Annotated in this window: 6 protein-coding genes; all 6 read left to right on the plus strand. The window is 62.5% G+C overall.

Annotated elements, in window-relative coordinates; all coding sequences use genetic code 11:
* Window positions 1-8: 8 nt before the first annotated feature.
* The 6 genes from dgcA (at window position 9) to CFII68_RS04765 (ending at window position 12,684) form a co-directional block, all read left to right on the plus strand.
* A complete protein-coding gene (dgcA, locus tag CFII68_RS04790) occupies window positions 9-2,069 on the plus strand; it encodes a dimethylglycine demethylation protein DgcA (RefSeq protein WP_014340592.1) in 2,061 nt (686 codons plus the stop codon).
* Window positions 2,070-2,239: 170 nt separating this feature from the next.
* Window positions 2,240-4,192, plus strand: a complete 1,953-nt coding sequence (gene dgcB, locus CFII68_RS04785; protein WP_018612381.1) for a dimethylglycine demethylation protein DgcB — start codon at window positions 2,240-2,242, stop codon at window positions 4,190-4,192.
* Window positions 4,189-5,409 (plus strand): electron transfer flavoprotein subunit alpha/FixB family protein, encoded by a 1,221-nt coding sequence (locus CFII68_RS04780; protein ID WP_018612383.1) that lies wholly within the window; start codon window positions 4,189-4,191, stop codon window positions 5,407-5,409. Before dgcB ends, CFII68_RS04780 begins: the two co-directional genes overlap by 4 nt.
* A gap of 13 nt (window positions 5,410-5,422) precedes the next feature.
* The gene (locus tag CFII68_RS04775) at window positions 5,423-6,193 is read left to right on the plus strand and encodes an electron transfer flavoprotein subunit beta (protein WP_018612385.1); all 771 of its coding nucleotides are present in this window, start codon (window positions 5,423-5,425) and stop codon (window positions 6,191-6,193) included.
* Between the two features lie 1,048 nt (window positions 6,194-7,241).
* Window positions 7,242-10,694, plus strand: a complete 3,453-nt coding sequence (locus tag CFII68_RS04770; RefSeq protein WP_018612387.1) for a GMC oxidoreductase — start codon at window positions 7,242-7,244, stop codon at window positions 10,692-10,694.
* A gap of 121 nt (window positions 10,695-10,815) precedes the next feature.
* Entirely contained in the window at window positions 10,816-12,684 is a 1,869-nt protein-coding gene (locus CFII68_RS04765) for a cytochrome c (RefSeq protein WP_018612389.1), read from the plus strand.
* Window positions 12,685-12,711: the final 27 nt, after the last annotated feature.

The following is a 12,711-nucleotide window of genomic DNA, read 5'->3' on the forward strand; positions in this document are numbered from 1 at the left end:
ATCGCGCCATGGCTTTTGAAGCAATGTTCCAGCCGATCCAGATCGGCAAGCTGACCATCCGCAACCGCGTGCTCAGCACCGCGCACGCCGAGGTCTACGCCACCGACGGCGGCATGACCACCGACCGGTACGTGAAGTATTACGAAGAGAAGGCCAAGGGCGGCATCGGCCTGGCGATCTGCGGTGGCTCGTCCGTGGTCGCCATCGACAGCCCGCAGGAGTGGTGGAGTTCGGTGAACCTGTCCACCGACCGTATCATTCCGCACTTCCAGAACCTGGCCGACGCCATGCACAAGCATGGCGCCAAGATCATGATCCAGATTACCCACATGGGCCGTCGCTCGCGTTGGGACGGTTTCAACTGGCCGACCCTGATGTCGCCGTCCGGCGTACGTGAGCCGGTGCACCGCGCCACCTGCAAGACCATCGAGCCGGAAGAAATCTGGCGGGTGATCGGCAACTACGCCAGCGCCGCTAAACGCGCCAAGGCCGGTGGCCTGGACGGCGTCGAACTGTCCGCCGTGCACCAGCACATGATCGACCAGTTCTGGAGCCCGCGGGTCAACAAGCGTACCGACGAATGGGGCGGCACCTTCGAAGGCCGCATGAAGTTCGGCCTGGAAGTGTTGAAAGCCGTGCGCGCCGAAGTGGGCGACGATTTCTGCGTGGGCATGCGCCTGTGCGGTGACGAATTCCACCCGGACGGCTTGTCCCACGAGGACATGAAGCAGATCGCCAAGTACTACGATGACACCGGCATGCTGGATTTCATCGGTGTGGTGGGCTCGGGTTGCGACACCCACAACACCCTGGCCAACGTCATCCCGAACATGAGTTATCCACCGGAGCCGTTCCTGCACCTGGCCGCCGGTATCAAGGAAGTGGTCAAGGTTCCGGTTTTGCACGCGCAGAACATCAAGGACCCGAACCAGGCCACGCGGATCCTGGAAGGCGGTTACGTCGACATGGTCGGCATGACCCGCGCCCACATCGCCGACCCGCACCTGATCGCCAAGATCAAGATGGGCCAGATCGACCAGATCAAGCAGTGCGTCGGCGCCAACTACTGCATCGACCGCCAGTACCAGGGCCTGGACGTGCTGTGCATCCAGAACGCCGCGACGTCCCGTGAATACATGGGCGTGCCGCACATCATCGAGAAGTCCACCGGGCCGAAACGCAAGGTGGTGGTCGTGGGTGCCGGCCCGGCCGGGATGGAAGCGGCGCGCGTGGCCGCCGAACGTGGGCACGACGTGACCCTGTTCGAGAAGAAGGAATTCATCGGCGGGCAGATCACCACCGCCTCGAAAGCCCCGCAACGGGACCAGATCGCCGGTATCACCCGCTGGTTCCAACTGGAGCTGGCGCGGTTGAAAGTCGACCTGCGCCTGGGCGTGGCGGCTGATGCGGCAACCATCATGGACTTGCGTCCGGATGTGGTGGTGTTGGCCGTCGGCGGCCATCCGTTCCTGGAGCAGAACGAGCACTGGGGTGCCGCCGAAGGGCTGGTGGTCAGCAGCTGGGACGTGCTCGACGGCAAGGTTGCACCGGGCAAGAACGTATTGGTCTACGACACCATTTGCGAGTTCACCGGCATGTCGGTGGCCGACTTCCTCGCTGACAAGGGCAGCCAGGTCGAGATCGTCACCGACGACATCAAGCCGGGCGTGGCCATTGGCGGGACGTCGTTCCCCACCTACTACCGCAGCATGTACCCCAAGGAAGTGATCATGACCGGGGACATGATGCTGGAGAAGGTCTACCGCGAAGGCGACAAGCTGGTGGCGGTGCTGGAGAACGAATACACCGGCGCCAAGGAAGAACGCGTGGTGGACCAGGTGGTGGTGGAAAACGGCGTGCGGCCGGACGAGGAAATCTACTACGCGCTCAAGGAAGGTTCGCGCAACAAGGGCCAGATCGACGTTGAAGCCCTGTTCGCGATCAAGCCCCAGCCGTGCCTGGAGCAGAGTGGCGATGGCTACCTGCTGTTCCGCATCGGCGACTGTGTGGCCCAGCGTAATACCCACGCGGCCATCTACGACGCCCTGCGGTTGTGCAAGGATTTCTAACGGCTTGTGGATAACCCTGTGGGAGCAAGGCTTGCCCGCGATAAATGCGACACGGAGCATCTGACGGACCGAGTCGATCGCATCGCGGGCAAGCCTTGCTCCCACAGGAATCGGGCAAGGCATCCAGTTAGTTTGGCCTGCAAGACCTGAGGTCTTTGGGAGCAACACCTATGTTGAACACCCTTCTTCCCATCCTGCTGTTTGCTGCCCTGGGCCTCGCGGTCCTTGGCGCCTTGCGGCGGGTGAACATGTGGCGTCGCGGACGACCGGCCAAGGTCGACCTGATCGGCGGTCTCTTCGCCATGCCCAAGCGCTATATGGTGGATTTGCACCATGTGGTGGCGCGGGACAAATACATTGCCAATACCCACGTCGCCACGGCCGGTGGTGCGGTGGCGTCGATTGTGTTGGCGATTTTGGTACACGGTTTTGGCCTGCACAACCGCATCCTCGGCTACGCCTTGCTGCTGATGTCGGCGGTGATGTTCGTTGGCGCGATCTTTATGTACTTGCGTCGGCGCAATCCGCCGGCCCGTTTGTCCAAGGGTCCCTGGATGCGCCTGCCGAAAAGCCTGTTGGCTTTCTCGGCGTCGTTCTTCCTGGTGACCCTGCCGGTGGCGGGCATCCTCCCGGAAAACTTCGGCGGTTGGCTGGTGGCGGCGATCCTGGGTGTCGGTGTGCTGTGGGGTGTGTCGGAATTGTTTTTCGGCATGACCTGGGGCGGGCCGATGAAACACGCCTTCGCCGGTGCCCTGCACCTGGCCTGGCACCGCCGAGCGGAGCGCTTTGGTGGCGGTCGTTCCACCGGTCTGAAGCCGTTGGACTTGAACGACCCTAGCGCATCGCTGGGTGTGGAAAAACCCAAGGACTTCACCTGGAACCAACTGCTGGGCTTCGATGCCTGCGTGCAGTGCGGCAAGTGTGAGGCTGCTTGCCCGGCGTTCGCTGCCGGCCAGCCGCTGAACCCGAAAAAACTCATCCAGGACATGGTCGTCGGCCTGGCCGGCGGCACCGATGCGAAATTCGCCGGCAGCCCGTATCCGGGTAAACCGGTGGGCGAACATGCTGGTAATCCCCATCAGCCAATCGTCAACGGCCTGGTGGACGCCGAGACCCTGTGGTCTTGCACCACCTGCCGGGCGTGCGTCGAGGAATGCCCGATGATGATCGAGCACGTCGATGCCATCGTCGACATGCGCCGCCACCTGACCTTGGAAAAAGGCGCCACGCCGAACAAGGGCGCCGAAGTGCTGGAAAACCTCATCGCCACCGACAACCCTGGCGGCTTCGCCCCGGGCGGGCGGATGAACTGGGCGGCGGACTTGAACCTCAATCTGCTCAGCGAGAAGAAATCCACCGACGTGCTGTTCTGGGTCGGCGACGGTGCTTTCGACATGCGCAACCAGCGCACCCTGCGCGCCTTCGTCAAAGTGCTCAAGGCGGCGAAGATCGACTTCGCCGTGCTCGGCCTCGAAGAACGCGACAGCGGCGACGTGGCCCGGCGCCTGGGCGATGAGGCGACGTTCCAGCTGTTGGCCAAGCGCAACATCCAGACCCTGGCCAAATACAGCTTCAACCGCATCGTCACCTGCGACCCCCACAGTTTCCATGTGCTGAAAAACGAATACGGTGCCTTCGATGGCAACTACCTGGTGCAGCACCACAGCACCTATATGGCGGAAATCATCGACGCCGGTGCGTTGAACCTCGGCCAGCACAAGGGCGACAGCGTGACTTATCACGACCCGTGCTACCTGGGCCGCTACAACGGCGAATACGAGGCGCCGCGCCAGGTGCTGCGTGCGCTGGGTATCGAGGTCAAGGAGATGCAGCGTTCCGGTTTCCGTTCGCGTTGCTGCGGCGGTGGCGGCGGCGCGCCGATCACCGACATCCCGGGCAAGCAGCGGATTCCTGACATGCGCATGGAAGACATCCGCGAAACCGGCGCCGAACTGGTGGCCGTGGGTTGTCCACAGTGCACCGCGATGCTGGAAGGCGTGGTCGAGCCGCGGCCGATGATCAAGGACATTGCCGAACTGGTGGCCGACGCGCTGCTGGAAGACGTGGCCCCGAGCAAACCGGTGACCCCGGTCAAACGTGAACTCGCGCAGGTGCATTCATGAGCACAATCATCCGCCGCGACCCTCGCGCCGAGTGGATCGCCCGCAACCGCCTGCACCCGCTTCACGCGGCCATGCAACCGGTGCAGCACAGCTGGATGGGGCCCAACGGCGTCATTCGCAAGAACGTTCATGGTGTCGGTTTCATCGGCCCCAATGGCATCAAGCGGATCGACCGCAGCGGTGCCCAGCAGGGTGGCGCGAGCAAACGCAGCGCTGCCGTTGAAGTGCAATTGCCGCTGCATCAGGTGCCGCAACCGGCGTTCTACATCAGTGTGGTGCCGGACATGGTCGGTGGCCGCTTGAGCAGCCACGACCGCGATCTGCTGGGCCTGGCCCATCAGCTTGCCGGCAGTGAAGGCGCAGTGCTGGCGGTGGTCTTCGGCGAGCATAAGGAAAACGCCTTCGCCACGGCCGGTGTCGACCGCTTGCTGGTGCTCGATGGCGAGGAATTCAGCGGTTATGCACCGGAACAACGGGTGCAAGGCCTGCGGGCTGTGGATAACCAGTTCAGCCCACGCCATTGGCTGTTGCCAGACAGCCGCACCGGTGGCGGCGAACTGGGCCGGCGCTTTGCTGCGGCCTTGGGTGAGCGCCCGGCCACGCGGGTCTGGCAGGTCAAGGGCGAAGAGTGTATCGGCCGCGCCGGTGCGGGCCTGCAAGACCTGGCCCGGCCATTGGCGCGCTTGATCCTGGCAGCGGCCGAATGCGCTGAACCGGTCAGCGAAACCCGCCACGAAGCCTTGCCGGTGGAGTTATCCACAAGCGTGGCCCGCAGCTTGTCGCGCATCGAAGACCTTGGTGCGGTGGCGGTGGACCCGGGCGCGATCCCGATGGCCGAGGCCGAATTCATTTTCTCCGGCGGCAACGGGGTCAAGGACTGGGCACTGTTCCACCAGACCGCAGCGGCCCTGGGCGCTACCGAAGGCGCTTCGCGGGTGGCGGTGGACGACGGCTTCATGGCCCGCGATCGCCAGGTCGGTGCGTCCGGCACCTGGGTTACGGCGCGGGTTTACGTGGCCGTGGGGATTTCCGGGGCGATCCAGCACCTGCAGGGCATTGGCGCCTGCGACAAGGTGGTGGCGATCAACCTCGATCCGGGTTGCGACATGATCAAACGGGCGGACCTGTCGGTGATCGGTGACAGCGCGGCGATTCTCCAGGCCTTGATCGCGGCGGTAGAGGCTTACCGCAACGAAGCCAAGCGCGATGCGGCTTAAGAAGGATAAGTTGATGAGTACCCAAGTGATCAGCCTCGTGTCCATCGGCGCCCACCCCACTTCCGGTCGGCCTCGGCGCGCCGAACAGGACGCCCGGGCCGTGGAGCTGGGCTTGCAACTGGCCGGCAGCGACCTGCAAGTGCTGCACGCTGGCGACGTGGCCGAACCGGCCCTGCGCGCCTATCTGGGCATGGGCCTGGATGAATTGCACGTGCTGGAAAACCCCGTCGGCGCCGACGCCCTACCGGCCCTGACCGATTACCTGCGTGATGCCGGTGCCCAAGTGGTGCTCACCGGCAGCCAGGCGGAAACCGGTGAAGGCTCGGGCATGCTGCCGTTCCTGCTGGCCGAGAGTCTCGGTTGGCCGCTGGTGGTGGGGTTGGCCCAGGTCGAGTCCATCGACAAGGGTGTGGCCCTGGTGCTGCAAGCCTTGCCTCGCGGCCAACGGCGACGTCTCAAAGTGCGCCTGCCGTTCCTGGCCACTGTGGATAGCGCTGCGCCAAAGCCTCGGCAAAGCGCCTACGGCCCGGCCCGGCGGGGGGCATTGCATACCGAGGAGGTCGAAGTGATCGACGACACCTTGCTGGCGGTGGCAACCCTGCAACCGGCCAAGCCACGGCCCAAACGCTTGAAAGTGATCAAGGCCAAGAGCGGCGCCGACCGCATGAAAGCTGCCACGGCCAAGGCCAGTGGTGGAGGCGGGCAGGTGCTCAAGGGCGTGAGCCCGGAGGCGGGGGCCGAGGCGATTCTCAAGCTGTTGGTGGAGGAAGGAGTGGTTCGCTGACCTCAAGTACCCCCTAACCCCCTGTGGGAGCAAGCTTTGCTCCCACAGGGCTAGCTCCCACAAAGAATGGGCATGGTGGGTTACCCACAATCCCTGTGCGCGCTTCTGTGGATAACCTGTTCGCCCCTCTCTGCACCCCATGCAAATCAGGCCCTCCAGCCCTGCGTTCAAAAAACAATCAGTCTAACTCACGGTTTTTATTGGCTTTTGCCTGTGAGTAGTTATTCGCTCCAGCCAAAACTTGCCCCCAATCTCTGTTGGCGCTTCTGTGGATAAGATGTTCGCTCTACGCTGCAACCCATACGAACCGGGGCGTTCAGCGAGTTGATCATAAACTGATCAAATAGCCTTTTTTTATCAGGAAAACCTCGATTTACAAGCCGTCCAAAGGGTTTTCCACAGAATCGTCAAATTTACCCCCAAACACTGTTGGTGCTTCTGTGGATAAGGTGTTCGCTTACCGCCACACGCCTTGCCAGGCATGGCTTACAGGGGTTTGATCAAAAAACAACCGATAGGCCGGTAAAACCGTCATTGTTCATAAGTCACGGTTTTTATTCACTTTGCCGGTGGAAAAATGCCGGGCATACACGTACTTGTCCCCATTTGCTGTGGGTGGTCATGTGGATAACTTGTTCGCCAAACGCTGCAAGCCACAGCGGGCATAGCGCAAATGGCGATAGATCAAATTTCATACAGTTCTAAGTCACACCCTTGACGAGGGTCTGTGGGCTGTCTTCACTCCATGGCACAAGGACATCGCCACTTTATCCACATCAGGTTCAGGGAGAACACATGATGGATAGCAAGGAACCCCGCTCACACCCGCAATCATCGGTGACCTGCGTCCCGACACCTCCCACCTCGTTGCATAAACGCATTCATCGTCGCGCCGTCAATCAGCGTGCGCGTCTATAGCGCCCGGGTTTTCCCCTGTAGCACCGCTGACTGTCGCCGGACCCTGCAAGGGACGGTGGCCAGGCGTTCGTGCGCCTGTCGATTTGCAGGCAACCGCAGAGTTGCCCCTTCTGCCTGAGAGGACTTGAACATGACACGGATCTCGACCCCCATCAGTGATATCCAGGAGCACTACGACGTGATCGTCATCGGTTCGGGCTACGGGGGCGGCATTGCTGCCTCGCGTCTGTCCCGGGCCGGGCGCAAGGTGTGCCTGCTGGAGCGTGGCCGGGAGATCCAGCCCGGCGAATACCCCAATACCCTGCTCGCAGCCACCGAGGAACTGCAAGTCCACGACCCGGATGGCCACATCGGTTCGCGCACCGGGTTGTTCGACTTGCACGTCAACGCCCAGCAGAACGTGGTGGTCGGTTGTGGCCTGGGCGGCACGTCGCTGATCAATGCCAACGTTGCGCTGGAGCCGGAGCCTGGCGTGTTCGAGGACCCGCGCTGGCCCCAGGCAGTCCGTGAGCACCAGGACACGCTGCTCAAGGACGGCTACGCCCGGGCCCGGGAGATGCTCAAGCCCAATCCTTACCCCGCGTCGGAACCGAACCTGCCCAAGCTCGACGCGCACAAGAAGTCCGCCGATTACCTCAAGCAAGGCGCGCATTTCTACAAACCACCGATCAACGTGACGTTCGACAAGCTGCCCAACAACCTCAACCACGTCGGCGTCGAACAGCTGCCGTGCAATGGTTGTGGCGATTGCGTCTCGGGCTGTAACAACAAGGCCAAGAACACCACGCTGATGAACTACCTGCCGGATGCCTGGAACCACGGCGCGGAAATTTTCTGCCAGGCCGAGGTGCGGCACCTGGAGCGCGACGGCGATGGCTGGATCGTGCACTTCCAATACCTGGACAGCGGCCGCGAAATGTTCTCCGCGCCGACCCTGTTCGTGCGCGCCGACATCGTGGTGGTGTCTGCCGGCACCCTGGGCTCCACCGAAATCATGTTGCGCTCGCGGGACAAGGGCCTGTCGATGTCCAGCCAATTGGGCGAGCACATGAGCGGCAACGGTGACATCCTCGGCTTCGGCCACAACTGTGACCAGGTCATCAACGGCATCGGCTTCGGCGCCCATTCGGCCAAGGAACTGGAACCGGTGGGGCCGTGCATCACCTCGATCATCGACATGCGCACCGAGGGCGACTGGCGCAGCCGCATGGTCATCGAGGAGGGTTCGATTCCCGGCGCCCTCGGCCAGGCCATGGTGCCAAGCATGGCGGCGTTCGCCGGGATGATTGGCGTACCCACCGACACCGGCTTCGGCGCCAGCCTCAAGTACAAGGGGCGCGAAGCCGAGAGCTTCCTGCGCGGGCCGTATCACGGCGCGCTGCACAACATGCAGACCTACCTGATCATGAGCCATGACAACGCCAAGGGGCGCATGCTGCTCGACAGCAAGGATCAGTTGCGCATCGACTGGCCCGGCGTCGGCGAACAGGAGAACGTCACCCTCGGCAACGAGCGGCTGCACCAGAGTACCAAGGCCTTGGGCGGGATCTGGGTCGAGAACCCGATCTGGACCAAGTTGCTCAAGCACAGCATCGTCTCGGTCCATCCCCTGGGCGGTTGCGTGATGGGCGAGGACGCGACCCAAGGCGTGGTCAATCACAAGGGCCAGGTGTTCAGTGGCGCCAGCGGCACCGATGTCTACCCGGGCCTGTACGTGACCGACGGCGCGGTGATCCCGACGTCGCTGGCGGTCAACCCGCTGCTGACCATCTCGGCGGTGAGCGAGCGCAACATGGGGCTGCTGGCGGCCGACCGCGGCTGGATCATCGACTACACGCTGCCCTCCGCCCCGCGCAAAGCCGTGGCGGCGCCGACCCTCGGCGTGCAGTTCACCGAAACCATGAAGGGCTACTTTTCCACAGCCTTCACCCAACCCCAGGGCACCGACCTCAGCCTGTACGAAGCGGCGGCCAAGCGGGGCAAGGCTGACAACTCGCCCATCGAGTTCACGCTGACCATCACCGCCGCCGACCTCAACCGGCTGATCAAGGAGCCGGAACATGCGGCAACCCTGGTGGGCACCCTCGATGCACCGCTGCTCTCGCCGCAGCCGCTGGTCGCCAGCAATGGGGTGTTCAACCTGTTCGAGCAGTACCAGGAACAGGTTGGCGTGCGGCACATGAACTACGACATGAAGCTGACCGCCGAAGACGGCAGCGACTATTACTTCAGCGCCTTCAAGACCGTGCCCGAGGACAACGGTGTGCTGAACATCTGGCCTGACACCAGCACCCTGTACGTCACCCTCTATCGCGGGCCGGACAAGACCGGCGCGGTGATCGGCTCCGGGGTGATGCACATCCTGCCGGCGGACTTCGCCAAGCAGATGACCACCATGAAAGTGCTCAACGCCCGCAACGAGCGTGAGCGCGTGGAGGCGCTGGCGCGGTTCGGCAAGTTCTTTGCCGGTATCTTGTGGGAGAGCTACGGCGGTGTCTTCGCCGGCGATGTCTACTTCAACCCGGACGCACCGCCCCGGTTGAAACGGCCACTGGATGCACCGGCGCCGGCCGTGCATTTCTTCCAGACCGAAGACAACGTCGAGTTGCGCCTGACCCGTTACCAGGCCGGCACCAAAGGCCCGGTGATGTTGGTCCATGGCCTGGGCGTGGGCTCGAATATTTTCTCCACTGACACCATTCACACCAACCTGCTGGAATACCTCTGCAAGCACGAATATGACGTCTGGCTGTTGGATCTGCGGGTGAGCATCCTGCTGCCGGCCAGCAAAAATGAATGGAACGGCGACCAGGTGGCCCAGTACGATTTCAAGGCCGCCATCGAGCAGATCCAGCAAGCGACCCTGGCCCGTGACGTGCAGTGCGTGGTGCATTGCTACGGCGCGACGACGTTCTTCATGTCGATGCTGGCGGGCTTGCAGGGCGTGCGTTCGGTGGTCTGCTCGCAGATCGCCGCTGACACGGTGGTTGCCACTGCTACTGGGCTGAAGGCCGGTTTGCACTTGCCGGGGATGCTCGATGCCATTGGCATCAAGTCCCTCACGGCCTACGCCGACACCAAGGAAAGCTGGTTCAACAAACTCTACGACAAGGCCCTTAACGGCTATGCCCGGATCGAGGCCCAGGGCTATTGCACCAACCCGGTCTGCCATCGCATCACGTTCATGTATGCGTCGCTGTACCGCCACGACACCCTCAACGAAACCCTGCACGACAACCTGCATGAGTTGTTCGGCGAGTCGAACATCCAGACCTTCGAGCACCTGGCGCTGATCGTGCGCAAGGGGCACCTGGTGGACTTCAAGGGCAACGACGTCTACATGCCGCATTTCGATCGGTTGAAGTTGCCGATCTGCTTCATCAGCGGCGCCGACAACCAGTGCTACCTGCCACAAAGCACCCTCAAGACCTATGAGCGACTGTGCGAGATGCACGGCCCGCAGTTGTTCAGCCGCCACGAAGTGCCGGGGTACGGCCACATCGACTGCATGTTCGGCAAGGATGCGGTGGTGGATGTGTATCCGATCATCCTTGAACACCTGGAGAAGACGGCGTTGGGCTAGCTGATCGTTCCCACGCTCCGCGTGGGAATGCCGCCATGGACGCTCTGCGTCCGCTGTTGTGACGCAGAGCGTCACGGGATGCATGCCCACGCAGAGCGTGGGAACGATCAAGGGAAATGCCATGAACACTTACATCCGCTGGTTCCAACGCATCATCTGGGTCGGGATTGTCATGAACATGTTCTTCGCGATCCCGGCGCTGTTCGCGCCGGCGTTGCTGACGTCCATGATCGGCCTGCCCCCCGTATTGTCCGATCCCTGGCTGGAGAACGCCGGCATGTTGCTGGTGGGGATCAGCCTGTTCTACATGCCCTCGGGGTTCAACGCGCCGCGTTTCGTGGTGCATTCGTGGTTGTGCGTGCTGTCGCGGCTGGTGGCGGTGGTGTTCTGGATCTACCTGATCAACACCAACAACCAGGGCCAGCTGTTCGTGCCGATGCTGATGGGCGACCTGAGCATGTTCCTGATCCTGGGCGTGCTGCTGTACCTGGGCAGCCCGGTGGCCAATCGTCCGCTGGCCTTGCTCTGCGCCGGTTGGCGGGAATGGCGCGCCGGTTGGGCGCTGCGCTGGCAGAGCCACGGTTTCAAGGTCGGCACGCTGGTGGTGCTGCTGGTGCTGGGCTTCATCGGCTACCAGACCTGGTACCAGATGATCCGGGAAGTCCCGCAACCGGACTTCGCCTCCGACGAAGACCATTACAAATACGCCGCCATCGGCCTGGGCATCGAGGCGCGGATTCCCTACTACCTGTTCGCCGTGCTGCCGCAGATGTGCCCGGAAAAACTGCCCAAGCCGGGTGGCTACGAGGTGTTCGGTTTTCTCTATGAAAACGGCAAAGACCTGCCCATTGGCATGGCCAAGCGGCAGCTCGGTTACCCCACGGTGGAACCCAACTGTGCCCTGTGTCACACCGGCTCCTATCGGGCCAATGCCAGTGACGTAGCGGTTCCGGTCGCTAGCGCGCCGGCCAATACCCTGCAACTGCAGGCCTTCCAGTGGTTCGCCTACGAGTGCGCCAGCGACCCGAAATTCACCCCCCAGGCGGTGATGGCGGCGATCAATGGCAAGTTCCAACTGGGTTTTTTCGAGAAGCTGTACAACCGTTACCTGATCATTCCGATGGCCAAGAGTGCGCTGCTCAAACAGAAGCAGGCGTATGCCTGGCAGAAGCTGCGTCCGGCCCAGGGGCCAGGGCGGACCGACACCTTCAACCCGACCAAAATGGTGGTGTTCGGCTTCCCGGATGACTCCACCATCGGCACCGTGGATCTGCCGCAGGTCTGGAACCAGAAACCGCGCGAGTCCATGTACCTGCATTGGGACGGCAATAACAACAAGATCCACGAACGCAACTACGCAGCGGCCATGGCCGTGGGCGCGACGCCGCAATCGGTGCTGCCGCCGAGTTTCAATCGCGTCACGAACTGGCTGCTGGGCCACAAGGCGCCGGCCTGGCCGTTCGCCCTGGACCAGGCGAAAGTCGCCCAAGGCAAACCGATCTGGGAGAAAAACTGCGCCAGCTGCCACGATTTTGGCCGCAGCGACACCGGTCAGGTCACCACCAACATCGACCAGTTGGGCACCGATCCCCATCGCTTGAATTCCTTCACCACCGGCCTGGTGACGGCGTTCCACGGCTTCAAGAAACCGCCGTTCGACTTTGGCGCCTACCGCAAGACCCAGAGCTACAGCAACACGCCCACCGACGGTATCTGGCTGCGCGCGCCGTACCTGCACAACGGTTCGGTGCCGACCCTGTGGGATTTGCTGCAACCGCCGGAGCAACGTCCGCAAGTGTTCTACACCGGCTCCGACATCTACGACCAGGAGAAGGTCGGCTTCATCACCCGCGGCGCGCAGATGAAGGCGTCGGCGGATTTCAAATACGACACCCGCCTGGAAGGCAACCACAACGGTGGCCACCTGTATGGCACGCAGCTGTCGGACGTCGATAAACGGGCCCTGATCGAATTCATGAAGACCCTGTAGCCCAGGGCATTGCGAAGGAGCGTTCAC

This window comes from Pseudomonas sp. CFII68 (assembly GCF_000416195.1).
Lineage (GTDB): Bacteria > Pseudomonadota > Gammaproteobacteria > Pseudomonadales > Pseudomonadaceae > Aquipseudomonas > Aquipseudomonas kilonensis.